At 39.4% G+C, this 26,278-nt stretch carries 20 protein-coding genes, 6 tRNA genes and 1 pseudogene; 13 read left to right on the plus strand and 14 right to left on the minus strand.

The window, feature by feature from the left end; translation table 11 throughout:
• The first annotated feature begins 269 nt into the window (after positions 1-269).
• The 9 genes from H3T75_RS02465 (at position 270) to H3T75_RS02505 (ending at position 11,739) form a co-directional block, all read left to right on the plus strand.
• Positions 270-1,457, plus strand: a complete 1,188-nt coding sequence (locus H3T75_RS02465) for an acetylornithine/succinyldiaminopimelate transaminase (protein WP_198210916.1) — start codon at positions 270-272, stop codon at positions 1,455-1,457.
• Between the two features lie 11 nt (positions 1,458-1,468).
• The gene (locus H3T75_RS02470; protein WP_198210917.1) at positions 1,469-2,185 is read left to right on the plus strand and encodes an NAD-dependent deacylase; all 717 of its coding nucleotides are present in this window, start codon (positions 1,469-1,471) and stop codon (positions 2,183-2,185) included.
• A 78-nt stretch (positions 2,186-2,263) separates the two neighbouring features.
• On the plus strand, positions 2,264-3,196 hold the full coding sequence (gene hemC, locus H3T75_RS02475; protein ID WP_198210918.1) for a hydroxymethylbilane synthase: 933 nt from the start codon (positions 2,264-2,266) through the stop codon (positions 3,194-3,196).
• Positions 3,193-3,921, plus strand: coding sequence for a uroporphyrinogen-III synthase (locus H3T75_RS02480; protein ID WP_198210919.1), 729 nt, complete (start codon positions 3,193-3,195; stop codon positions 3,919-3,921). The genes hemC and H3T75_RS02480 overlap by 4 nt, the downstream gene beginning before the upstream one ends.
• A 56-nt stretch (positions 3,922-3,977) precedes the next feature.
• Entirely contained in the window at positions 3,978-5,357 is a 1,380-nt protein-coding gene (locus tag H3T75_RS02485; RefSeq protein WP_232339900.1) for a uroporphyrinogen-III C-methyltransferase, read from the plus strand.
• Entirely contained in the window at positions 5,354-6,556 is a 1,203-nt protein-coding gene (locus H3T75_RS02490) for a heme biosynthesis HemY N-terminal domain-containing protein (RefSeq protein WP_198210920.1), read from the plus strand. Before H3T75_RS02485 ends, H3T75_RS02490 begins: the two co-directional genes overlap by 4 nt.
• 60 nt (positions 6,557-6,616) lie before the next feature.
• The gene (hemE, locus tag H3T75_RS02495) at positions 6,617-7,681 is read left to right on the plus strand and encodes a uroporphyrinogen decarboxylase (RefSeq protein WP_198210921.1); all 1,065 of its coding nucleotides are present in this window, start codon (positions 6,617-6,619) and stop codon (positions 7,679-7,681) included.
• A 202-nt stretch (positions 7,682-7,883) separates the two neighbouring features.
• Entirely contained in the window at positions 7,884-9,377 is a 1,494-nt protein-coding gene (gene cls / locus H3T75_RS02500) for a cardiolipin synthase (protein ID WP_198210922.1), read from the plus strand.
• A gap of 265 nt (positions 9,378-9,642) precedes the next feature.
• The gene (locus tag H3T75_RS02505) at positions 9,643-11,739 is read left to right on the plus strand and encodes a TonB-dependent receptor (protein ID WP_198210923.1); all 2,097 of its coding nucleotides are present in this window, start codon (positions 9,643-9,645) and stop codon (positions 11,737-11,739) included.
• Positions 11,740-11,815: 76 nt separating this feature from the next.
• Here the strand turns inward: H3T75_RS02505 and H3T75_RS02510 are convergent, their stop codons facing one another.
• From H3T75_RS02510 to H3T75_RS02535, 6 genes are all read right to left on the minus strand, one after another.
• Positions 11,816-12,931 (minus strand): Tim44 domain-containing protein, encoded by a 1,116-nt coding sequence (locus H3T75_RS02510; protein ID WP_198210924.1) that lies wholly within the window; start codon positions 12,929-12,931, stop codon positions 11,816-11,818.
• A 498-nt stretch (positions 12,932-13,429) separates the two neighbouring features.
• Positions 13,430-14,071 carry a trimeric intracellular cation channel family protein gene (locus H3T75_RS02515; RefSeq protein ID WP_084552871.1) on the minus strand — a complete coding sequence of 214 codons (642 nt, stop codon included), beginning with the start codon at positions 14,069-14,071 and terminating at the stop codon, positions 13,430-13,432.
• Between the two features lies 1 nt (position 14,072).
• Positions 14,073-14,771, minus strand: coding sequence for a 16S rRNA pseudouridine(516) synthase (locus H3T75_RS02520; protein WP_025331021.1), 699 nt, complete (start codon positions 14,769-14,771; stop codon positions 14,073-14,075).
• Positions 14,772-14,807: 36 nt separating this feature from the next.
• Positions 14,808-16,265 (minus strand): sodium:proton antiporter, encoded by a 1,458-nt coding sequence (locus H3T75_RS02525; RefSeq protein ID WP_198210925.1) that lies wholly within the window; start codon positions 16,263-16,265, stop codon positions 14,808-14,810.
• Positions 16,266-16,427: 162 nt separating this feature from the next.
• Positions 16,428-17,003 carry a DUF1415 domain-containing protein gene (locus H3T75_RS02530; RefSeq protein WP_198210926.1) on the minus strand — a complete coding sequence of 192 codons (576 nt, stop codon included), beginning with the start codon at positions 17,001-17,003 and terminating at the stop codon, positions 16,428-16,430.
• 103 nt (positions 17,004-17,106) lie between these two features.
• Positions 17,107-17,589, minus strand: a complete 483-nt coding sequence (locus tag H3T75_RS02535) for an Lrp/AsnC family transcriptional regulator (RefSeq protein WP_025331019.1) — start codon at positions 17,587-17,589, stop codon at positions 17,107-17,109.
• 633 nt (positions 17,590-18,222) lie between these two features.
• Here H3T75_RS02535 and H3T75_RS02540 point away from each other — a divergent pair.
• The 3 genes from H3T75_RS02540 (at position 18,223) to H3T75_RS02550 (ending at position 22,094) form a co-directional block, all read left to right on the plus strand.
• Positions 18,223-19,410, plus strand: a complete 1,188-nt coding sequence (locus H3T75_RS02540; RefSeq protein ID WP_198210927.1) for an MFS transporter — start codon at positions 18,223-18,225, stop codon at positions 19,408-19,410.
• Positions 19,411-19,712: 302 nt separating this feature from the next.
• The gene (locus tag H3T75_RS02545; protein WP_084549852.1) at positions 19,713-20,894 is read left to right on the plus strand and encodes an FAD-dependent monooxygenase; all 1,182 of its coding nucleotides are present in this window, start codon (positions 19,713-19,715) and stop codon (positions 20,892-20,894) included.
• A 36-nt stretch (positions 20,895-20,930) separates the two neighbouring features.
• Entirely contained in the window at positions 20,931-22,094 is a 1,164-nt protein-coding gene (locus H3T75_RS02550) for an FAD-dependent monooxygenase (protein WP_084549850.1), read from the plus strand.
• A gap of 617 nt (positions 22,095-22,711) precedes the next feature.
• Here H3T75_RS02550 and H3T75_RS02555 read toward each other — a convergent pair.
• The 8 genes and pseudogenes from H3T75_RS02555 to msrAB form a co-directional block, all read right to left on the minus strand.
• Positions 22,712-22,802 (minus strand) — tRNA-Leu (locus H3T75_RS02555).
• A gap of 42 nt (positions 22,803-22,844) precedes the next feature.
• A tRNA-Cys gene (locus H3T75_RS02560) sits at positions 22,845-22,919 on the minus strand.
• A gap of 19 nt (positions 22,920-22,938) precedes the next feature.
• Positions 22,939-23,012: transfer RNA gene (locus H3T75_RS02565), tRNA-Cys, on the minus strand.
• Between the two features lie 44 nt (positions 23,013-23,056).
• A tRNA-Gly gene (locus H3T75_RS02570) sits at positions 23,057-23,132 on the minus strand.
• A gap of 31 nt (positions 23,133-23,163) precedes the next feature.
• Positions 23,164-23,239: transfer RNA gene (locus H3T75_RS02575), tRNA-Gly, on the minus strand.
• Positions 23,240-23,271: 32 nt separating this feature from the next.
• A tRNA-Gly gene (locus tag H3T75_RS02580) sits at positions 23,272-23,347 on the minus strand.
• A 107-nt stretch (positions 23,348-23,454) separates the two neighbouring features.
• Positions 23,455-24,027 (minus strand): CDP-diacylglycerol--glycerol-3-phosphate 3-phosphatidyltransferase, encoded by a 573-nt coding sequence (gene pgsA / locus H3T75_RS02585; RefSeq protein WP_025331015.1) that lies wholly within the window; start codon positions 24,025-24,027, stop codon positions 23,455-23,457.
• 238 nt (positions 24,028-24,265) lie between these two features.
• Positions 24,266-25,258, minus strand: a pseudogene (msrAB, locus tag H3T75_RS02590) (bifunctional peptide-methionine (S)-S-oxide reductase MsrA/peptide-methionine (R)-S-oxide reductase MsrB); the annotation flags it as partial.
• Positions 25,259-25,404: 146 nt separating this feature from the next.
• Here msrAB and H3T75_RS02595 point away from each other — a divergent pair.
• Positions 25,405-25,893: a GNAT family N-acetyltransferase gene (locus H3T75_RS02595; protein WP_025331014.1), complete on the plus strand. Its 489-nt coding sequence runs from the start codon at positions 25,405-25,407 to the stop codon at positions 25,891-25,893.
• Positions 25,894-26,278 lie beyond the last annotated feature (385 nt).

The raw sequence follows: 26,278 nt of genomic DNA on the forward strand, positions 1-26,278 counted from the left end.
CCAAGTTAATTAATGGATTGTGCTTGTATCTGTTTTAGTGAAAAGAATTTCAAATTTAATTATTAAGCGGCAAAAGATATTGATATATTTTGATTAAATAGCATACATATTTGAATTTATTATTATCTAAGTGGTAATCTTGCATTGCTTATACAAAATTTAGTTGTTTTGTGGCTATATTTTAATTCATCAGACTTTAATTCATGATTGCTGTAACAATATATAATTTTACAAATCAAATTATGTTTTTATAATAAATAGAGAGAAAAATGCACAACTACTTAACCCCGAATTTTACTTTTGCACCTATACTGCCGGATCATGCACAGGGCAGTCGGGTGTGGGATGATAATGATCAGGAATATATAGATTTAGCCGGCGGTATTGCTGTTAATGCACTGGGGCATTGCCATCCTGCGTTAATTCAGGCACTGACTGCACAGGCACACAAGCTGTGGCATATTTCTAATATTTATACAACACAGCCGGCACAGGATTTGGCAAAAAGACTCGTAGAAAATACCTTTGCTGAGCAAGTATTTTTCTGTAATTCCGGAGCAGAAGCCAATGAGGCTGCTTTCAAGCTGGCTCGCAAGTATGCACGAGATCATTTTGCCGGAACTGAAAAACATGAAATTATAGCTTGTGTAAACGGATTTCATGGACGTACTTTGTTTACGGTATCAGTAGGCGGGCAACCTAAATACAGTAATGATTTTGCACCTTTACCTACCGGAATTAAACATATTCCGTTTAATGATTCCTCAGCCGTTCGGGCAGCTGTTAACGATAAAACCTGTGCAGTTGTCATTGAACCTATTCAGGGGGAAAGCGGAGTATTGCCGGCAAGTGAAGAATTTTTGCAGGCAGCCAGAGAGGCTTGTGACCGGCATCAGGCTTTATTGATTTTTGATGAAGTACAAACAGGTATGGGGCGGACGGGAAAGCTGTTTGCCCATCAATATTATGATGTTCAGCCGGATATAGTTTCCAGCGCCAAAGCTTTGGGTTGTGGTATTCCTATTGGTGCAATGCTGACCAAAGCTCAGATAGGAAACAGTTTTACACCGGGCAGCCATGGCAGTACTTTTGGTGGTAATCCGTTGGCCTGTGCCGTCGGCTGTGCTGCATTTGATATTATTAATACACCGGAAACAATGCAGAATGTGCTTCAGCAAGGGAAAAAATTACAGGCAGGTTTGCAGGAACTTGCTGAATCAACTGGTGTATTTTCTCAGGTAAGGGGTCAGGGATTACTACTTGGCTGTGTTATGTCTGAGGCATATTCCGGAAAGGCTGCTCAGTTAATGCAATTGGCTTTACAACATGGTTTGCTGGTTTTGGTTGCCGGTAATAATGTCTTGCGTCTGGCTCCGAGTTTGTTATTGAGTGATGCTGATTTACAGGCAGGATTACAACGACTGAAAGCAGCGATTACGGCTTTTATACATATCTGATGATGGAATTTATGCCCAACTCAAACAGACAGCATATTGTTGTATTAACCGGATCCGGTATTAGTGTTGAAAGCGGTTTACAGACTTTTCGTAATCAGGGAGGTTTGTGGGAGGGTGAACGTGTAGAGGATGTGGCAACACCGGAGGCATTTAAGCGTCAGCCATTATATGTGCTTAATTTTTATAATCACCTGAGACGTCAGCTGCTAAAAACCGAACCTAATTCTGCTCATGTTGCTCTGAAACGTCTGGAAGATGGTTATGATGTAGATATAATTACTCAAAATGTAGATGATTTGCATGAGCGAGCCGGAAGTACTCATGTTTTACATTTACATGGTGAGTTATTAAAAGCCAGAAGCTGTGTTGATGAAAATTATATTGTGGATTGCCCGGGGGATCAGAAAGTAACAGATGTTGATGTTAATGGTTTTCCGATGAGGCCGCATATTGTCTGGTTTGGTGAGGCGGTGCCTATGATTGAACAGGCTATACAAGTGATGCGTTCAGCTGATATTGCAATTATCATTGGCACTTCCTTGCAGGTTTATCCGGCCGCTGGTCTAATCCAGTATATACCACCGAACGCTGAAATTTACCTTGTTGATCCCCAGCCGATTGATGGCTTGCAAAATGTACAGATTATTCGCGCACCGGCTCAGGCTGGTGTATCTGGTCTGGTTAATGAATTACTGCAACGTCCTGAAGCACATTCTTTATTCTGCTGATACGGGTGTTATATCAAAATCAAATTTTAGTTAGTGCTAAAATTTCTGTTCTGATTTTCTTGATTCTTGTAAATTAATATGACAAAAAATGATTTAGTCATTGCCAGCCGCGAGAGCACTTTAGCTATGTGGCAGGCTCATTATGTACAGCAATGTCTTCAGACTGCATATCCGGGGTTATCTGTTGAAATTCAGGGTATGACAACCCGGGGTGATCAGATATTGCATCAGTCTTTATCCAAAATAGGTGGTAAGGGATTATTTATAAAAGAGCTTGAGTTAGCCTTGCAAAAGGGAACAGCAGATATTGCTGTGCACTCTCTTAAAGATGTTCCTATGCAACTGCCGGATGGCTTTATCTTGGCAGCAATAACTGAGCGGGCTAATCCGTTTGATGCATTTGTTTCTCATCAGTTTAGCTGTTTGGCTGATTTACCGGCTAATGCCATAGTCGGAACTTCAAGTCTGCGTCGGGAAGCTCAGATTAGGTTGCTGTATCCTGATTTGCAGGTAAAGCCTCTGCGGGGTAATGTGCAAACACGTCTGGATAAACTTGACAGACAGGAATATGCTGCAATTATTCTTGCTGCAGCCGGTCTTGAGCGACTGGGTTTAGAGCAGCGAATTCAGTGTATATTATCTCCAGAAATATTGCTGCCGGCTGCTGGTCAGGGGGCGCTGGCTATAGAGGTTGCCGCTCATCGTGAGGACTTACTAACTTTATTGCAACCATTACACCATTCTGTTACAGCAGCGTGTGTTACTGCAGAACGCACTCTGGCACGTGTACTTGGTGGTAGCTGTCAGGTACCGCTGGCAGCGTATTGTACTGAGAAATCCGGCATGCTTGAGTTACGTGGTTTAGTGGCATCTGCAGATGGTGTAACAGTGTTGCGAGCCAGTGAAAAGGCAAATATTAGTGAAGCAGAGCAGCTGGGTCTGATGGTTGCACAGCAGTTAGCTGATCAAGGTGCGCAGCAGTTAATTAATGATGTTTTATCTACCCGATGAATACTTTACCATGTCTGGTGCTAATGCGTCCGCAGCTGGCAGCCACTGCCGATATAGACTGTTGCATTCGTTATGGCTGGCAACCTATTTTACTTGAATATCTGCAATTACAGACACAATCAGCGGCTTTAAACCGGCTATCTGGTCAAAGCCAGAGTCAGAATATTATTTTCTGGGTTAGCCCAAGTGCCGTACATATTGCTGCAAATTATGTTTCACGTTCTGATAAATTAATACATGTGGCAGTGGGTGCTGCTACGGCATCGGCATTATCCGCTTATGGATTTAAACAGATTGTTTATCCGGAAAACGGACATGATAGTGAAGCAGTTTTACATTTGCCTGTATGGCAGCAGCGTAAAGGTAAATTGCTATTGATTAGAGGTATAGGTGGCCGCGACTGGCTGATTAAGCAACTGCATCAACTAGGATGGCAAATTGAGGTAGCAGAAGTATATCAGCGAAATCCGGTACCTATAAACTGGTCAATTATTTCAACACAGGCCGAACAGGGAAATTTGAAGGCAGTGTATATGACGACAACTGCCGCAGTCCGGGCGTGGTTTACTCAATTACCTCCGGATTTGTACGCAGTTAGCAAAAGCTTGTTATACTTAGTTCACCATCCGCGCATAGATGCTGCGTTAACCGGATATGGTGTCCAGACACTTCATGTTCCGGACTTATGTCGCGGACTGGCACTTTTGCATTCACGCAGCACCTGATGATATTTTCTTCAGTAGTGCTGTTAACCTATTATATAAAGTAGGGAGTATACCGAATGAGTGAACAACAGAATGCACAGGCTGGCCAGCCTCCTGAACAGGAAAAGCAGCCATTGCTGGTGAGTAAACAAGGCGAAGTTAGTGCTCCGCCCGAATCGGCTACTTCTGCGGTTACTGAAGCTACCAATAAAGATCAAAACACGACACATCAAACTATGAATTCCCAAAAAAACAACACAGTATCAGATGCTTCTGCATCTAGTATTCCTGTTCAGCCATCTCCGGTAAAACAGTCGCAATCCGGCTCAGGTAAGGGAATTGCTCTGGGCGCACTGGTATTATCATTACTGGCTCTGGGAGCCAGTGGGTTTTTATTTGTTGAAGGACAGAATCAGCTTAAAAACCAGCAGCTACAATTTGATCAGAAAATCGACAATGCCGGGATTAGTGCCAGCAAAACAGCTGTTTCGATAGAAACCAGCCTGACACGCATTGATGAGTTAAGCCGTCAGTTGCAGGAAATTCAAACCCAACAGAAAACTCAGGGTGATAATGTAGACCGGCTTACCCGTGCCTATCAGGAGCTGGTAAAAAATCGCACTGACTGGCTGGTTGATGAAATAGAAGCTACATTGAATCTTGCCTCTCAGCAGTTGCTGATTTCCGGTAATGTTCCTGTTGCAGTAAATGTACTTGAAAGTCTGGATGGCCGGCTATCCCGCTTTGACCAGCCGCAACTACTGCCTATCAAAAAGGCTATAAGCACTGATTTGGAAAATCTGAAAAACAGGCCTTATCTGGATGTTGCCAGTGTTTCATTGCGTCTGAATCGTCTTGAGTCTGCTATAGCAGGTCTGCCGTTAGTAGTTGAAAGTCAGTTACAGCCCGGAGTGACAAGTAATACACCGGTAAATCCAAATGCTTCATGGTGGCAGCGTACATGGCAAAATACTTTGCACTCTTTACGCAGTATGGTAGAAGTGCGTCACATTAATCACAATGATTCAATGCTAATGTCGCCTGAACAGATATATTTTGTACGTGAAAATCTGCGGCTGCGATTGCTGGATGCACGTATTGCTCTGATTCAGCGTCGCGGAGAAGTCTATGTTGCTGATTTAAATGGTGCAGAAACTGCTGTTAAGCAATATTTTGACGGTGGTTCGGCAGCAACGCAGTCGTGGCTGAAAGAATTAACTCAGTTAAAGACACTTAACGTGCAAACTAGTCAGGACAATAGTCTGTCAGCCAGCCTGGCTGCTGTACGTGAATACCAGAATCAGTCTGGAATGGATATGTCAACGGCGTTGCCGGATTTAAGTGCATCATCTGCCAGCAATGTACCGGTACATACCGAACAACAACAGGCTAGCCCTATAAACAGTAATAATGCTTCTGCAGCGTCATCTTCCAGACAGGGAGACCATTCATTATGAGATCTCTATTATGGTTGATTGTTCTGTTTATTGTTGCAGTGGGTGTCGTACTGGGTGCGAAATATTACAGTGGTGATGTGTATATTGTAGTTGAGCAAACTCTGATACGTATCAATCTGCAGCTGTTTATTGGTCTTGTGCTGCTAACGGTAGTGCTGTTGTATATATTTTTACGCATTGTTATGGGTTTTGTGCATTTACCCGGTCACTGGCATCACTGGCGTATCAATCATCAGCGCCATCAGGTTGAAACAGCATTAAATCATGCTGGTTTAGCCTACTTTGAAGGTCGCTATCAGTTTGCTGAGCGTGAGGCTGAGCGGGTCTTACGTAATAAACAGGGGCAGCACAGTCGTGCTCTGGCCTTATTACTGGCTGCGCACAGTGCTGATCAGATGGATGACAGTACAACACGAGACCGTTATTTAGATGAAATTGCAAAGTTGCCGGAAAAACAGCAGCTTTCCCGCTATTTGCTTCTGGCCCAATCAGCTTTATCACAGCACAATGATCAGCAAGCCAGAAGTGCACTGGAAGCAGCAGCCAAAATCAATCCGAATTTAACCCAGCTTGTTAAGCTGCAGTTACGATATGACTGGGAAAAGCATGATGCTCAGGGTGTTTTGGAAGCAGTTGATAAATTAAGCCGCGCAGGAGCGTTAAGCGAAAGCGAACAGAATAATTACCAATACTGGGCTTATCGGCAGTTACTGGCAAATGTTAAAGAGCCGGGTGAGCTGAAAAGCAGTCTTAATCTGATTCCGGTAGATGAACGTGAAAGTACACTTAGTGCAAATATTGCAGAAAAATATCTTCAGCTAGGTATGTATACTCAGGCATTGAAATGGGTAAAAAAATATTATCCGCGCACTCATGATGCTTCACTATTACCTGCATTTAATCAGGCCAATCAATATCTAAGCAGTAAAGAACAGCAAAAAAATATGGTAACCGTTGATAAGTGGTTACAACAAAATCCGCAAGACCCGGACTTACTATTATTGATGGGTGAGTTAAGTTATCAGCAACAACTGTGGGGAAAGGCAAAGACTTATCTCGAAGCCAGTTTGCAGGTCAGTAATAATAATGTAACCAGATTGTTATTAGCTAAAGTACTGGAGCAATCCGGTCAGAGCGAGGCAGCCGAGCAGCAGCGTAATGAAATTCTGGCCACAATTGGTAATAATGATGAGTTGTAATTTTTAGTTTTTATTTAACAGGCAGTTGGTACTGTATGTACTAACTGCCTGAGGTTAATTATGGCAGTTTTACATAACGATACTTTTTTACGTGCTTTACTAAAGCAGCCGGTTGAATATACGCCGGTATGGTTAATGAGACAGGCTGGACGCTATTTACCGGAGTACAGAGAAACAAGAGCGAAAGCCGGCAGTTTTCTTGAACTTTGTCATAATCCAGAGCTGGCTACAGAGGTGACTCTTCAGCCATTGGAGCGTTTTGCACTGGATGCGGCTATCTTGTTTTCCGATATTCTCACTGTACCGGATGCAATGGGGCTCGGTTTGCATTTTGTCGAAGGTGAAGGACCTAAATTTACTCATCCGTTGCAGCATGAAAACGATGTGACACGTTTACAGGTTCCTGATATGAACCGTTTGCGCTATGTGTTCGATGCTGTTCATAGTATACGTAATGCTTTGAACGGTCGTGTACCGTTAATTGGTTTTTCTGGTAGTCCGTTTACACTAGCCTGTTATATGGTTGAAGGAGAAGGCAGTCGGGATTTTCGTTTATTGAAAACCATGCTTTATCAGCGACCGCAATTGTTACACCGGATACTGGATATTAATGCGCAGACTGTAACTGCTTATTTGAATGAACAGATAGCTGCAGGTGCACAGGCCGTACAGATTTTTGATACATGGGGCGGAATTCTCAGCGATAAAGCTTTTCAGGAGTTTGATTTACGCTATCTGCAACAGGTCATTTCAGGCTTACAGCGTGAAGCAGATGGTCGTCGGGTACCAATCATTATATTTACTAAAGGCGGTGGCCAGTGGCTGGAACAATTAGCTGCACTGGGTGCTGATGCGTTAGGTGTGGATTGGACTGTCAATTTACAGCAGGCACGTCAGTTGGTCGGACAGCAGGTGGCATTACAGGGGAATCTTGACCCGCTGGCTCTATTTGGTGATTCAGAAAGTATTACAGACGAAGTTAAGCGTTTACTTGCTGCTTACGGAGCTGGCAGCGGACATGTATTTAATCTGGGTCATGGTATCAATCAATATACTAATCCGGAAATGGTGAAATGTGCAGTAGATGCGGTACATCGCATTTCTGCAGAATATCATCAGAATTAATTATTTGTATTTCAGAGAATATCAATCAATTCTGAAACAAATAATTGATGTGAATAATTACTTGCTATTTCTGGCAGTCACAGATTTAGTTTTCTGTACCTGCCAGAATTTTTTATCTGATATTTATCTCTATTCATTATATAGATTATTTATCCATTTATAATCTACTATATTCTAGACATTAAATAATTGGTTTACTTATATGTTACATGATATACCCTGGGCTGAAATTCTTGTTGTATTACATGTGATTGTGGTTACTGTTCTGGTAGTGAGAGTGTTATATCATCAGCGTAATACGGGAGTTTCCGTTGCTTGGATTCTGATGTTAATGGCTTTTCCTTTAGTCGGGGCTGTAGGCTACTTGTTAATTGGCGAACCCAGGCTGGGTTCACGCCGGCTACGTCGTCAGAATGAACTGGTGAAATTTTATCAGGGATTCAGTAATAAATATCTGCATAATTTCAATCAGCATGCTTGTAGTGGTCTGAATGAACGTTATCATGGTATCAGTTTGATTGCAGCCGATAAAACCGGATTTGAGGCTACCGAATACAATCACTTAAAGCTTCTTACCAATGATGAAGAAATCATTGCTGCCATTCGGTATGATATTCAGCATGCGAAAACAAGCTGTTTACTGGCTTTTTATATTGTTGATCCGCAGGGAGAAATTATTGAACTGCTGAATGATGCCATTGCAGCAGCACAACGGGGTGTGGTTACCAGTATGCTGGTTGACAGTATTGGTAGTGTAAAATTCTGGCGTAGTGACTGGCCTCAGCGTTTACGCAATGCAGGTATTACATTGACTGAAGCTTTACCCGTTCAATTATGGCGCACTTTTCTTGTACGCGCAGATTTGCGTAACCATCGTAAAATTGCGGTTATAGATCAGAAAATTGGCTATACCGGCAGTTTTAATCTGGTCGACCCTCGTTTTTTCAAAAAAAATGCCGGTGTCGGAGAATGGGTTGATGTGATGATGCGTTGTGAAGGAAGTCTGGTACAACCTCTGGCAGCAGTATTTGCCGGTGATATGGCAGTAGAAACTGAATCTAATTTAATGCAGGTGCAGCAATGGGTAGACAGTTACGGTAAACAGGCGCTCATGCATAATCTGCAAGTTGCACAACAGGAACAAAGTGGTGTAGTGGTTCAGGTGATTCCTTCAGCACCTGAGCAAGGCAGTCCGGTTATTTACGACACTATTGTTAATGCAATTCATGCCGCTACAAGACGTATTATTATTACGACGCCTTATTTTGTTCCGGATGATGCTTTGCTGCTGGCTTTAACTACAGCTGCTACCAGGGGAGTGGATGTAACTCTGATAGTACCAGAAGCAGTGGATTCAATGCTGGTGAAATATGCTTCACGTGCATATTATCCAAGACTATTACAGGCTGGGGTGAAAATTGCTTTGTTTAAGGGTGGGCTGTTACATGCTAAAACTTTAACTGTAGATAGTGATTACACTTTGTTTGGCACTGTAAATATGGATATGCGCAGTTTTTATCTCAATATGGAAATTAGTCTGGCTATTTATGATGAAGGTATGACTGAAACAGTAGTGGCGTTACAGAGCACTTATTTGAAAGCTTGTGAATATATCGAACTGAAAACATGGCAGGCTCGTTCAAAGTGGTGGGGGCTGGTGGAGAATACAGTGCGTCTGGTTGGTCCGTTGTTATAAATTTTAATAATGAAAAAGCTGCCGGCTGAAAACTGGCAGTTTTTTTACCTGATTATTTTTCTATCAGCGTTGAAAAAAGTATTTTCAGAATGTGATGTTTTAAAATATTAATAAGATAATATTATGTTTAGGAAAATATAAATTAATCTACAAGCCATATATTTAATAGTTTATTGACAGTAAATATTCATAAGTGTTATCTGTCACGATTGGTTAATTTTATAATAATTTTATATTAATATTTTTAATTTTAAGAATAGTAGTTATGATACATACACATCTGAAAATATTAGCTCTGTCACTGACAGCACTGCCATTTATGGCTTATGCCAATGATAAAAATGATGAAGCAGATTTGCCGGATATCGAAGTCACTGCTTTACGCACTAATTCAAAATGGCTGGATACTACAGCTTCTGTTTATACTGTAAATGCAAATACACTCAAAAATACGCCTAAAACTAATATCTCTGACGCTTTGAAAGCTATTCCGGGTTTACAAGCTCTCGAAAGAGAAAATTATGCTCAGGATATGCAAATATCCATGAGAGGTTTTGGTGCCCGTTCGACATTCGGCGTTCGCGGAATCAGGATTTATGTTGATGGAATTCCGTCTTCTATGCCTGATGGACAGGGGCAGACATCCAATATTGATTTAAATTCTCTGGAGAAAATTGAGGTACTTGGCGGACCTTTTTCTTCTTTATATGGTAACTCTTCTGGAGGAACTATTCTCGCGACAACCCGTGAGGGTACAGGTAATCCGAGTGTCAGTGTTGGTTTTAACACAGCGCGTTTTGCTAAGCAGCAAACTTCATTTCAGTTACAAGGCGGAAGTAAAGCGGCGAGTTTACCGGCATATAATATAAGTTCAAGTTACTTTGATACCAATGGTTACAGGGAACATAGCGACGCAAGAAAAGTCCTCAATAACGCAAAATTTACTTGGGATTTAAATGATGGCAGTACATTGAATTGGGTACTTAATCAGGTTCGTATCCGTGCTGCTGATCCCGGAGGACTGACACGTAAACAGTGGCAAGAAAATCCGCGTCAGGTAGCTCAGAATGTCAGAGATTATAATATGCGTAAAGAAATTGACCAGAGTCAGACCGGTCTGACGTGGGATAAATCAATCAATGAACATAACAGTTTATATGCTATGGCGTATGCTGGCCGGCGTCACGTTGTGCAGTACCAGTCAATTCCGGTCAAAGCTCAGACAGCTCCTAAACATGCCGGAGGTGTTATCGATTTTACCCGTCATTATTATGGAACCGATATTCGCTGGCTGAATACAAATACAATACCTAATCTAACTTTGATTGGAGGTGTGGCGTTTGATAAGGAAAATGAGGAACGACAGGGCTATAATAATTTTGATGGTGCGCATTTAGGGATTAAAGGAAAATTACGTCGTGATGAGGATAATACCTTATGGAATTTAGATCCTTATATTCAGTTTTCGTGGAAATTTTTACCTGAATGGCATTTGGATGGCGGGTTACGCTATAGCAATGTGCATTTCAGAACACGTGATCATTATCTGGCTAATGGTGATGATAGTAGTACTATGCGATACCATAAACTGTTGCCCGATATTTCACTAGGCTGGAACTTCAGTAATCAGGTAGCAGCCTATGTTGCTTATGGTAAAGGTTTTGAAACACCGACATTTACTGAAATGGCATACAGACCGGATGGACAGGCTGGTTTTAATCGTAATCTTAAGCCTTCTAGCAATGATACAGTCGAAGCAGGACTAAAATTTGAACAGCCGTGGGGCCAACTGACAGCTACAATTTTTCATACTGAAACTCACAATGATATTGTTTCAGCAGTTTCATCTGGCGGCAGAAGTACGTTTCGTAATGCTGACCGGACGAAAAGATATGGTAGTGAATTAGCTTGGCAAAAGAAGTTGTGGCAGGATTTACAAGTTCAGGCGAGTTATTCCTATGTGGATGCAAAGTTTGATAGTGATATAGCAGCACAAGGTAAAGCAGCCGCTGTTAGCAAAGGTAATAAAATTCCGGGGGTTGCTCAAAACCAGTTTTATTTAGGATTTCAATGGCAACCTAAGCAAGGGTGGCAGGGGGGTATGGATATCCGTTATATGGATAAAATATATGTTAATGACAGCAACAGTGATTATGCACCTGCTTATGCTCTTGCTTCAGCGAATATCGGCTATGAATGGGTTCATCGCGGCTGGACAGTAAGCAGCTATGCACGTATAGATAATATATTTAATCGCCGTTATGCTGGATCTGTGATTGTCAATGATAGTAATGAGCGATATTTTGAACCATCACCTAAACGTACATTCAGTACCGGAATTAATATTCGTAAAATGTTTTGATTGAAAAAAAGCACTGATATTTCAGTGCTTTTTAATATTTAAATATAATTGCTAGTTAAATATGTGCAAGTGAGAATTAATCCTGCTGTATACCTGCAATCAGCCAATCCTGCTGACTACCCATAGGTTTAACAAAATGCCATACTTCACTGAATGGTTGCTGTGCACTACCCAGCTCTTCACTCACTAATCCACTAAAACGTACACTGGCAATATACTGACCATTTTCCTGAGTGCTATCTACCAGTTCGGCATTAAGATTACTGAATTCAGCAGTTTCATGATTATTTATAATATCATTACGGATATCTGCGAACATATCTGAAGTAAAGTAACGGCGGATTTCTTCCAGATTTGAGGCATTGTTCATTGACTGAACATGATTAAAACGTTGGCGTGCGAAACGCAGAAATGCGTCTAGATTACTTCCGTCTGCCATGCCAGATAAATTGTTTGTCATTAAATTATTATTGCTTCCAATATTTTGTCCGAAAATATTGGTACTACTACTGTTGCAATTATTGTTTAATGAAGTGAAATTATTAGGCTTGGTATTTCCGGCATAAGGTATATTTGACTGATTATTCCTTTTAGCGGCAAAACGACGGTAAAGATAAACACCACCAAATACAATAATAAGTAACCATAACCAGCTAAAGCCACTTTTAGGTTCCGGTTGTGATTGTTGCTGTACCTGTGGCTGATCAGAATTGGTAGATTGAGTAGCGGCTGCATTATTACTATCAGTAGCATTCTCACTATAATTACCATCAGCATTTGTCACAGGTGCATTGGTTTGTTGCTGGTTATGATTAGCCATTGCATGACCTGCAAGTGCCCCAATAGCGGCACCAGCTACACCCGCACCAATTACCCGACCGGTATTGCTACCGCGCGGCTGTGTCTGACCAGAATAATTGTTCTGATTATCAGAGCGATAATCATTACGTCCGGAGTTAGAGTAGGAACGTGACATACCTGCATTATTGCCACCGCCAAGTCGGCTGGAAGAAGAGTTTGCATAGTTGCCGCGATTGGATTGGTAGGATGAGCCAGAATAAGAGCTGGAGTAACTTGAGCGGGACATTCCACGGTTACCGCCACCGCCAACTCGTTTGGCTTCAGCCAGTGGACTCAGTGTCAGGCTGAGAATAACTGCAGAAGCAATATAACGTAATTTTCTATTTTCCATCACTTGGATACTTTCTTATCTATAATATTAAAACTAACTTTACCGTACATAGCGCTGAAAAATAATATTTCAAGCAAAGAAATGGTTATTATTTAATCTCTTTTACGGTTTTATGGTTGCTTTTGCGAATAAAAGACGGCATTGTAGCGCATGAAAGAATGATAGTCATATTGGGTTATCAAAATATTTATCATTAAATCATAGTATGAGTTCAGAAGAAGATTAATAAAATAGTGATAATTTATCAGAACTAATATTTTGTTTGTATTTATAAATATACAAAATAGCTTCTTCTATCGGTAGAAATGACTGATAAAAATTGCGGATAAAAAGAACCCTCTGTGCCAAGGGGAGAAGCAGCAGAGGGCCAAAATAATGTTTCGACAAGAGAATACTGAAAAACCATTTTAAATCTTTAATTTATACGCTTGTAACTGCGTATGAACATCATCTTAATGACTTAGACTGTTTTTTGCAGCGAAAGTTCTTGTAGTTTTGTTATATTTTGTAATTTTTCTTCTTTTGAAATCCCGGCAGGGTAATGTTGTAATGATAAGCGAGTAAACGGCTGAGTACACCACCAATAAACAGCAAATTAATACTTAATGGTGTAACCATTTTCCAGTGATCCAGCAGGCACAGAAGTAAGCCAAGTAGAATAGCAATGGTACCGTAAATATCACTACGTAAAATAATGGGTACTTCGTTTACCAGTATGTCGCGCAGTATCCCACCACCTACAGCTGTTACAAATGCCAGTGTAATTACACCAAACCAGTTTAATTCAAGATCCAGACCAACTTGTGCACCAGTCAGACTGAATGCTGCCAGCCCAAGAGCATCTGCAACAACAAACCATACCGCAAGTACACGATGACGATGATATTGTAAATGGCACACCCATGATATTACTAATGTAATAAAAATAGTCCACAATGCTGTATTACTTTTAAAAATCATAGGAATATGACCGACCAATGCATCACGCATCATGCCGCCGCCTACCGCAGTAAGTAAAGCTACAATGACCACCCCGAGAATATCAAGTCTTTTGCGAAAACCAACCAGATAACCTGATACGGCAAAAGCGACTGTTCCGATAATATTGATTAGTTGGAAAATAATATCTGTATTAAGCATGTTACATTAAGCCGGACTCAGGTTGAAAAAAACGCCATCCGCCAGCAGGTAAATCTTCAGTCTGCCATAGTCCGAAAGCACTGCGATGCAAGGCAGTAACACGATTGCCGGCTGCAGCTATCATCCGTTTTACCTGGTGGTATTTACCTGAAGTAATGGTAAGCTGTAAGGTATGCGGATCAATTAACTCAGCGGCCTGTGCAGTTACCGTTTCGTTATCATCGTGTAACAAGACCCCGTTTTTTAAAATAATACATAGTTTTTCGTCTGCAGCATGCTTCAAACTAACACGATAAATTTTTGGAAGTTTATGTTTTGGTGACGTGCAACGGTGATTAAACTGACCATCGTTAGTCAGGATTAATACGCCGGTTGTATCTGCATCCAACCTGCCTACAGCCTGCATGTCCAGATGACGCAATGGCTCTGGTAATAAACTAAAAACACTCGGATAAAATTGTGGTTTATGCGAAGTTTCATAATCAGCGGGTTTATTGAGCAGAATATAAAAATAAGGAAGAGGTACTGGAATCAGACTCACGTCATCAATATATAAACTGCTTACCGCTTTCGGGTCGATATCCATTTGAGCATGATTACAGAGCGTATCATTAATTCGTACGGCATCGTCGTCAATTAATGCCTGACATTGCTTGCGACTGCCCAAACCTTGTGCTTGCAGGTATTTCAATAATTGCATAACTAAGTAAACCTTAATGGCCGGCATTCCGATAAGTTAAAAAAACAATAAAGTATCCAGTAAAAAAACCGGAATAAGCAGAGTAACAGACCAACCCATGTAGCCAAAAAAGCTTGGCATAGTAATTCGGTGTTGCTCGGCAATAGATTTAACCATGAGATTAGGAGCATTACCAATATAACTGAGTGCCCCCATGAATACTGAACCCATAGAAACCGCCATTAATGTAGAAGGTAAATGTTGCATTAGTAAAGCCCCATCACCTCCTGCAAGATTGAAAAACACCAGATAGGTAGGCGCATTATCCAGGAAGCCGGATAATAAACCACTTAGCCAGAAATAGAGAGTATTTACTGGTTCTCCATTTTGCTCAATTAAATTTATCAGTATTCGGAAACTTCCTGACTGTCCGAGTTGTAATATAGCCATTACAGGAGCAATAGTTATGAAAATTCCGATAAATAATTTACCTACTTCAACCATAGGTGCCCAGTTAAAGTCATTTTGTCTGCGTAATTTCGTTGGTGTTAATTTTAGCGAGCATAAAGTAATGATGAGCAGTAAACCATCACGTATCCATGCAACTAAACTGGTTTCAATTCCGTAAATATTCCATACCGGTAAATTTTTACATAATCCAGAAACCAATATTACTCCAGTAACTGCAAATAATAACAATAAGTTGGCTTTACCCTGAATAGACCATGAAGAAATACTGTTCTGAACTTTATCATTGGTAATAATTTCACGTTGCCATAAATAGTAATCAATACAAAAGAAAATAAATAGTAAAATCAGAGTATTGATAATTACGGGTAAAAGCATGTGAACGAATGTCCACTGAAAACCAACACCTTTCAGAAAACCCAGAAATAATGGCGGGTCTCCAAGCGGGGTTAATCCGCCACCGATATTGGCCACTAGAAAAATAAAAAATACCACAAGATGAGTTCGATGGCGTCGCTGAGCATTGGCCCGCAATAAAGGGTGGATAAATAGCATGGCAGCACCAGTTGTACCCATGATTCCGGCCAGAAGTGTACCTGCTGCCAGAATCAGTACATTGAGTTTTACACTGCCATTACCATTATGCTGAATAAGAATACCACCGGAAAGTGTATATAAAGCCAGTAGTAAAAGCATAAATGGAATATATTCCTGTAACAATGCATGTATGGTAATAGATAAACCAGCTGAAACATTATAGTAGCAGCTCAGAGGTATCAGAAATGCAGCACACCATACACCGATAATTTTTCCACTATGACTATGCCATGTTTTAGGTATCAATATCGGACACAAAGCTATAGACAAAAGCAAACCGATAAAAGGAAAGCACCACCATAAACTCAATTCATGGGCAGGTAAGCCGGCAGCCAGTACAGGAAATGGTAATAAACTAACGATAAATAAAAATATTAATTGCAGTATTCGATTGCCTTGCTTTAATAAAGAAAAGGCAAACTGTTCAACAGAAGGGTTAACTGGCGTCATTCTTGATAGTTTACTATTTAAGCAAATAGAGATTTTAACAATAATTTCGTATGGTGTTAAAAAGTAAACTCGATAAAAAGTGAGCTATTAATAAAAGATTTAGCATGATAGTTCAGAGGAAAGATTCGAATTTTATAATTTGATATGAAGTTTAAGATTAATTTATTTTGATTTTTGCAACGGGTATTCGATTGCTAATTTTGTCCAGCCTTCCATTCCCATTTCCCGTAACAATGCTTTGTTACGTTCATATATGGTTGCAGCATCAGGAAATGCCGCAATCGCTTGATCAATACTACTTTCACGTATCAAGTGTAAAATAGGATAGGGACTGCGATTAGTATAGTTACTGATATCATCCTTAGGTTCATCAGCAAACTGAAATTCAGGATGAAAAGGGGCTATTTGTATGATGCCATTTGCTCCAATCTCCTGAAGTACATCTTCTGCTAAAGTTACAGTATCCAGAAACGTCTCAAAATCTGTAAATAATGAAGGTTCGACAATTAAAGTGGTTTCTGTTTCGTGTGCCGGCGTTTGTAACAACAACTGAATTTCCTGCTCTATGAATTCCAGAAATGCATCAAGATGTCTGGCATGGCTTATGCTAAACCGCAATCTTTTTAAATTGTAAGGTTTTCTGGCAAAAGGGCAAAGATTAAGTCCGATTACTGCCTGTTCCAGCCAGTGGCGGCAAATAGCAATAATTTCTTCATCCTGATTATAAATGACAGACATATGTATTTATCTATGTAGATAACAGACGCTCAAGCGTAGCATGAATTCTTAAACAATTAAAACATTCTTTACTATTAGTTTATTAAAACTAATTTTGAGTTTTTTAGCCTACATTTAAATGTTCCAGCGGTAACGAAGTAGTTGTTTTAATCTCTTTCAGTACAAAGCTGGATTTGGCATCTTCCACTCCCGGAGTTGCCAGTAAAGTTTCCAGTACGAAGTGCGAAAAAGCATTCATATCTGAGAAAAAAGCCTGAAGAATGTAATCAGACTCCCCGGTGAGTGCAAAACAATTAAGCACCTGAGGCCAGCTTTGAACAGCAAGAGTAAACTCATCACGGGATTGTTTACTTTTATTAACTCTAACCCGAATAAATGCCTGCAAACCCAGTTCTACATGATAAGGGTCCAGAAGAGCTGCATAACGGCGAATAATCCCCGATTCTTCAAGCTGCTTTAACCGGCGCAGACATGGCGATGGTGATAAAGCTACTCGCTCGGATAGCTCAACATTAGTAAGACGACCATTATCTTGTAAAACTTGCAGGATTTTCAGGTCGGTTTTATCTAAAAAACTTATTGCCATGATACAAGGATCCTGAGGATTATTGTCGCAGCGATGAAACAGGCGGCGATAATAAATTAAAGTTGAAGTTTATACAATTTATAAGATTGCACTTAATTACACAAATTTATTTTATTTTGACATTAATTTAAAATTAATACTAGTTATTCCAAATGCTTTTTAAATATCTAATTCCCTTATTACTATAAAAAATGTTGATACTATTCTACTTTCTTGAAATATATTATTCAGTTTAAAGTTGTAATATCTGTATATTATTGCTAATTGAAGTTTACACGGATAATAACCATTAAATGCAATAAATAAAATGATATTGTTTAATTAGTTGATTGATATAAATATTTTTATATAGGTAATATTTATTCATATTTTTGTAAGCGTATAAACTCAATTTATTAACGGTTTATTTTTTAAGAAATTAATAATTAATAATAACTATATAAAGAATAAAGTGATATTATCCAGAAGTTTAAATTACTGCAAATCTGAAAAGCTATAATTACATTGAGAGGTATAATAAATAAAATACATAATATAACAAATTTTAAAATATTTTGTTTAACCATTATTTGAAATAATCAGATTAATTATTATATGTTATTCAGATAATTCTAATAAATAGTTTGCATTATAATGAGTAAACCACTTACACCTTCAATCACTCCAAAACTGAATCTGGCCTTAATTATAACAGTGCTGATTACCGGTGCTCTGGCTTTTATTCAGGTTTACGCTATTCAGTCAGTGTTACCTGTATTGATGCAGGAGTTCCATGCCAGTGCTGCTGCAATAGGTTCAACTGTAGGAGCGACAATTTTGGCTGTCGCATTAACGTCTCCGTTTTTAGGAATGATTTCAGATGCTTTCGGACGCAAAGCTTTTATTGTAGGTTCGGTTTTTTTTATTGCTATTCCTACTTTAGCATTGTCTTTTGTGCACAGTATCAATTGGCTATGGTGGTTGCGCTTTGCTCAGGGTGTTGCAGTACCCGGCATAACTGTCGTTTTACTGGCTTATTTAGGTGAAGAATTTTCTGGTAATACACGTATCAAACTGATGAGCTTTTATGTTTCTGGTACGGTATTGGGTGGTTTCCTTGGCCGGTTTCTGATGGGATACCTCACAGACTTTATGGGCTGGCGTCATGCTTTCTTAATAATGGGTATTATCAGTATATCTGGAGCGGTTCTGGTATGGAAAAATCTTCCTGCATCGCAAAAATTCGAGGCTAAACCACAGATTTCAACAGCATTAATAACCTTATGGCATCATTTACATAACCGGTATATTCTTGCAGCTTGTGCATTGGGTTTTTGTGTTCTGTTTTCTCTGGTTGGTTGTTTTACCTATATCAATTTGTATCTTGATCAGCCGCCATATAATCTAAGCAGTTCACAATTAGCTAATATTTTTGCCGTATATCTGATTGGTATGATTATTACTCCATTATCAGCTCGGTTAATTGTCAAATTTGGTACCAATCTAACTGTATTAATAGCTATGAGTTTATCCATTTTTGGTGTGCTGATAACCCTGATGCATCCGTTATGGGTTATTGTACTGGCACTGGCTATTATGAGTAGCGGTATTTTTATTACTCAATCGTCTACTATTACCTATATCTCTGCCAATGTAACAGAAGGCCGTTCACTGGCTTCCGGTCTGTATTACATGTGCTATTATGCAGGCGGTTTTGCCGGCTCATTATTATGTGGTCATGCCTTTGAGAGTGGAGGGTGGTTTATGACTGCTGTTGTACTAATTAGTGTACAGTTGTTGGCAATACTGATTGGTGGTGTGTTGATGCGAAAAAAAGCATAAACAGAAACATTGAAACCATATAAAGCACCATTTTTACAATGGTGTTTTATTTTGCATATTTTTTTGATCTAATAATTGTGTCTGTCGAAATAAATTTTATCAATTTATAAACTATTAAGTAAAAGAGTAATATTTATTTTATTATCAGGCTGAAGAAGGTGGAGTTGAACTTTAGTGCTTGAAAAAAGAATTACATATTAATTTAGCCAGAATTTTATTTAATCTGACAGGTAAATAAGATTTATGTTTCTATATGGATAAATTACGTTAGAATTTGACTGTCTTGATTAAGAGTACTGCTTATGCAGCCATTATCACATTATCCGTTTATTATTATCGGTGCAGGCCCTGTTGGCATGCTTACTGCTTTGTTGTTAAAACAGCAGAATCAATCGGTTTTATTACTGGAGGCCAGAGCTGCTGACAGTAATCTGAATGATCAGCGTACTCTTGCTTTGTCATATCATAGTATCCAGACTTTCCGGCAGGCCGGAATATATCTGCCTGATGAAATTTTGACTTTTATCCGGCAGGTACATGTTTCACGGCAGCATCATTTTGGTCGTGTACTGATGTCAGCACAGGATATAGGATTACCTTATCTTGGAGCGACGATTGATTACGTCAGATTATTACAGGCTTGTGAAACAGCATTACAAAAAAATAATGTACCTGTGCAATGGCAAACAACTGTTGAACAGGTACAAAGTACAACTCATTGGGCTTCAGCACAGTGTTTTTATCAGCAACGAAGGCTTAACTTAACTGCACAATGGCTGATTCTGGCAGAAGGAGGTGAACTGGCTGCCGGCTTGCCGAATATAAAAGTACACACTCATGATTACCGGCAGCTGGCTTTAGTTAATACTCTAAAGTTCGAGGCAGGCAATCATGCTATTGCCTATGAACGTTTTACTGAAAATGGACCACTTGCTTTATTACCTTATAGAAATGATTTTCGACTGGTCTGGACATGTACTCATGAAGAAGCACTGCAACGAGAGCAGTGGAATGTAGAAAAATTTAATCAGCAGTTACAGTCTGTAATGGGAGAACGATTAGGTCATTTAGAGCAAATGGGAACTCCGGCAACTTTTCCGTTGAAATTACGTCAGCTTAACCAGGTATATAGTCAGAGAGTAATTTGCATTGGAAATGCCGCCCAAACTATGCATCCGGTTGCTGCACAAGGATTGAATCTCGGTGTTCGTGATGCCGAAATGTTAAGTGCAATATTTGGTAAGACAGATAAGATTACTCTTAATGATAATTCTTTAGCCGGAAAATATGCACGAATACGTGCTTATGATGCTCGTGCAGTTGTAGGCTTTACGCATATTCTGGTACAACTGTTTGATCATGCTCATAGTGGGCTGGCATATGGACAAAGTATGGGTATGAGTATTTTGGGATCAGTGCCTGCTTTGAAGCATAAGTTTATCAGACAACTGGTTTTTGGAGTAACTCCGCATCCCGATATCTAGAATAAATACTATTGTTTAAACAATATGGAAAGCAAAATGAGCATGAACACACAATATGATTTTGATGTCATTATTCTAGGGGGAGGGTTGGTTGGTGCAACTTTGGCTTTAGCTTTACAACAGCAAGGTAAAAAGATTCTTATCATTGAAAAAAAGCCACCTCAAACAGATTTGCTCAGTCTCTCTCAGTCTTGGGATGCCCGTATTTATGCCATTAGTCCGACTAATCAGCAATTTTTAAATAGTTTAGGCGTTTGGCCGGAAGAAAGAGTACAAAAAGTAAGCCATATGGAAGTTTATGGTGATGGTAATGGATGCATTAGTTTTGACGCCTCCAGTGTAAATGTACCTTGTTTAAATTCTATGGTTGAAAACCGCTATTTACTGGCAAAATTGTGGCTAGCATTGGAGCAAGAGGGGATAGCAATAATCAGTAGTTGTCCTCAATCGGTGATTACCGATGTATGGTCGGCAAAGATAACTCTGGAAAATGGTCAAACCTATTGCAGTCAGCTAGTTGTTGGTGCGGATGGAGCTAATTCTTGGTTGCGTGAGCAGGTTGGCATTGAAGTAACCGCTTCTCCATATCAGCAACAAGGTATTGTTGCTAATTTCAACACGGAAAAACCACATAATGGATGTGCTTATCAGTGGTTTCGTGGTAGTGATATTCTTGCTTATTTACCTTTACCACAGCAGCAGATTTCTATCGTATGGTCGACATCTGACCCAGAAAGTCTGACGAAGCTGGATAAAGAAAGTTTTGTACGGGAAGTTGCTTTGGCAGGTAATCAAAAGTTAGGTGAACTAACACTAACCACTTCTGTGTTCAACTTTGACCTGATAATGCGACAGCCTAAAAAAATTGTTAGCCAAAGAATTGCTCTGATTGGGGATGCAGCTCATACTATTCATCCATTGGCCGGACAAGGCGTAAATCTGGGTTTTGCAGATGTGCAATGTCTCAGTAACTTACTGACAAATGCCAGTGATTCGGGTACGTGGTCTATTCTCAGACAGTATCAGCGATCAAGATTATTAGCAGTACGGCTGATGCAATATAGTTGTGATGGTTTATTCAAATTATTTGCCAATGACTATTTTCCTGCCATTGGCTGGGTTCGTAATCAGGGATTGAATCTGGTGAATTATTCAAGCTTAATTAAAAAAAGAATGATTCGGGAAGCAATGGGTTTATGATTTAATAATAAAGATTTGTTGCTAAAGATAGAGTAATAATGACTGGATTAAGCAATAATGAAATTATTTTTATATTCTCAATTTATATTTCAATTTATAGCTAATCATAATTGAGAATATAGATTTGTATGAAAAATTTTGCTTTATACGATAGTAGTATTGAATAAAACATTTATCTAACATTGGAATTTCGCTAATTTCATTGTTACCAATATAAATTTGATAAATTTGCTGGCTTTTTATCTCTGTAGTTCTTTATCAGTTTTGCTATTGGCTGCGCATGCCTAAGGTATTAGCTACTTCGAATTCAGTGCCTGTTTTAAAGTTCTATACACTTCACCCAGCTTTAAATTCATGTTTTTTAAAATGCATGGTTATTAAAAATACTAAGTATAGTTTGATTACTGCTTTTCTAAATTTTATAAAATATGTTAGAGCATGTTCTTTATGTATAGGAGTATATGTAAGAGGTAGAAAATCATCAATAGAATTTCAGGTATCAATTTAATGTTTGTATGTCACAGAGCAGTTGAAGAAGCAAAATATACAAGTGTGTATTTCTTAAAATATAAATGTAATGAATCCAGATACATTTAAGTGTATCTGGATTCAATAAATGGTGCCCGGAGCCGGAATCGAACCGGCACGGCCGTTTTAAGAGCCGACGGATTTTAAGTCCGTTGTGTCTACCAATTTCACCACCCGGGCGGGTAGTTTTTAATGCACTTTTGTGCATATTTGTGTGCTGTATGGAGGCGGGGGCACGGATTTAAACCGGCCTGCACAGCTTTGCACACTGTGGCATAGTCACTCTGCCACCCCGCCATGAAACTCTAATATAATCTGGAGGCGGGAGTCGGAATCGAACCGGCGTACACGGATTTGCAGTCCGCTGCATGACCACTCTGCCATCCCGCCTTATATATTTACTCAATCGGGTAGAGCAACTAATACATCAAACTTGGAGCGGGAAACGAGTCTCGAACTCGCGACCTCAACCTTGGCAAGGTTGCGCTCTACCAACTGAGCTATTCCCGCAAATTCACTTTATACATGTGAGCATGTTTTTTGGAGCGGGAAACGAGTCTCGAACTCGCGACCTCAACCTTGGCAAGGTTGCGCTCTACCAACTGAGCTATTCCCGCAAATTCACTTTATACATGTGAGCATGTTTTTTTGGAGCGGGAAACGAGTCTCGAACTCGCGACCTCAACCTTGGCAAGGTTGCGCTCTACCAACTGAGCTATTCCCGCGTTGTTCATTCGTACTGAATGAAGAAGCAACATTATATCGATGAAAAAAAATGTGTCAAGATTATTAATACATCTGATGAAGTATTTTTTGCTTTCACTATGATTTTTTAGGATTTAAATTCTTTCGTTGCCATCTTTAAATAATACAGCATTGACCAGATAGTAAGGATACAGGCTATAAGCATAAGAATATTTCCAAATATCCATAACAAATTGGGTTCTGCTAATGGTGGGGAAGTGAGTAGTAAAAGAAAAATAGCTGCCATTTGTGCCGCGGTTTTAAATTTTCCCAATTTGGCTACGGCAACACTATTTCGTTTGCCAAGCTGAGCCATCCATTCCCGTAAAGCAGAAATGGTAATTTCACGACCGATGATAATCATGGCAAATATGGCATAGGTGCGGCCGGTTGCTACAAGTAATATCAGAGCAACAGCTACCATTAGTTTATCCGCAACCGGGTCAAGAAAAGCACCAAAATTAGATGTTTGTTTCCAACGACGTGCCAGATAACCATCAAACCAGTCAGTTATTGCAGCTACGGCAAAAAAGCCTGCTGCAAGCCAGTTAATGATCTGGCGATCACTAATCCAGTCTGCTGGCAAATAAAATAATAAAGTAAATATTGGAATGATAAGGATACGCAACCAAGTGAGCAATATCGGAAAATTCCATGGCATAACGGGGTGTCCCTGACAAGTTATGATTTGGTTGCTTATATGATACCGCTTTGAGCGCTTTAAGGTGATTTTTTATTATTGATTAATGAATGTATCTCGGGATAAATTGTTGTGATAATTTTATATTTTTATTTAAATATTTAATTATTAGTTATGTTTTGATAGTAATTTATACTATTGGAAACTACAGCATCGGACAGCAAAGATAGTTTATATATCCTGTCCGATGCTGAGGAAGTTACTTCACCATGTCTTTATAGGCAGCATAGCCGGCTGCATCCATCTCTTCATAGGGAATAAACCGTAAACTTGCTCCGTTGATGCAATAACGTAATCCACCGCGATCTTGTGGACCATCTTTAAATACATGTCCTAAATGTGAGTCTGCATGCTGACTACGCACTTCTGTTCGCTGCATGCCATGACTGTTATCTTCATGTTTACTCACTGCTTCGGATTGTATTGGCTGACTGAATGCCGGCCAGCCGCAACCGGAATTAAATTTATCCCGTGAGCTGAAAAGTGGCTCTCCACTGACAATATCTACATAAATCCCAGGGACAAACAGTTCATCATACGGATGACTATACGGACGCTCAGTGCCTGCATTCTGAGTAATTTGATAAGCTTCTTCACTCAGTTGCTGGTGTAAAGTGGCTGCATCAGGTTTGTGGAAAGCATTTGCATCATATAATGTTGTGGAAGTCTGCGATGGTGGCAATTCAGGCAGAGGCTCTCGGGCTTTTCGTAAATCAATATGACAGTAGCCTTGTGGATTTTTGTCCAGATAATCCTGATGATATTCTTCAGCGGGGAAAAATTGTTGTAAAGGCAAGTCTTCTACTACGATAGGTGCAGTATAACGCCCTTGTTCAGCTTTAATCATTGCCTGAATGACATCATGGTCAGCCGGATCTGTATAGTAAATACCGCTGCGGTACTGGGTGCCTGTATCGTGTGCCTGACGATTTAGGGTAGTAGGGTCTACAATCCGGAAAAAATGCCGCAGGATATCAGTTAAAGAGATGATATCTGCATCATATTTAACCTTTATCGTTTCAGCATGGCCTGTGTCTTGATTGCATACTTCTTCATAGCTTGGATTATCAGTATGACCGTTGGCATATCCGGCCTCGGTTTCAATCACGCCATTTAAACGCTTAAAATAGCCTTCCATACCCCAGAAGCAGCCGCCAGCTAAATAAATAGTTTTTAGATTCATGATGTTATTCCATATATTTGTGTGGTTTATTTGTACATGCTAACACCAGCATGTGTTGAATAAAAGATGTTGTTTTGCTTAATTATGTTTAAGTGATATAAAATCTCTGACTTATTTTGATAAATTGATGCATTGTCATATTGGTTAAAGATCATATGAGTATTATTACTTATTTACGTCCTGCGAGACCGGAAGACTGTGAAGATATTTATAATGCTCATCGCTATGCTGTTCAGTATACCTGTGCACGTAAATATGATGAAACAGTATTGAAAGCATGGTTGTCATTATTAAATATACAAAGCTATTTGCATACGCTGGCAGATGCTAATAAAGCTTTATGGGTGGTTGATTATAAAGGCCATATACAAGGCTTTTTTCAGATGGATTTAGTAGAAGCTCAACTGGATGCTTTATATATCCATCCTTTCGTACATAATCAGGGTTTGGGAACTGCTTTGTTGCAGCGTGCTGAAGATGTTGCCAGTCGTGCAGGGCTGGGTATGCTGAAGCTCTATGCATCGCTTAATTCCGTAAAATTTTATGAAATTAATGGTTATACTTCATTAGGTGAATGTGCATTGCCACTCAATCGTGAAGTTACCGTTAACTGCTTACTGATGCGCAAATATTTAATTGAGTGATGTGCTATAAACAATATTTAATACTTAATACAGAAAATGAAAATTTAAAATTAATGGTTTGAATAATTATTAAATTTATTTTTATAAATTGTTTGTTTAACTAAATTGTTGATAGTAAATTTCTATTTCTCTTTTTTTGAGTGTGTTGGATTATCCAATAATTATAATGTGCCTATTTTTTAATCAATAAAAAATAATCAATATAAATCAATATTATATTGTAGTTATCCCCATATTTTACCTAAAGTTTTGCGCTGAATTTTGTGTACAGGTGGATAAGTTATCTATAATTGATTAAATCATTTGAATTTACAGAACAAAGAAGCTTGCCAGCAGTGGTACTGCCTGCCACAATAGCTATTCAGTTTAATATTTATTTTGTATT

The sequence above is a fragment of the Snodgrassella sp. W8135 genome (assembly GCF_016101225.1).
GTDB lineage: Bacteria > Pseudomonadota > Gammaproteobacteria > Burkholderiales > Neisseriaceae > Snodgrassella > Snodgrassella alvi.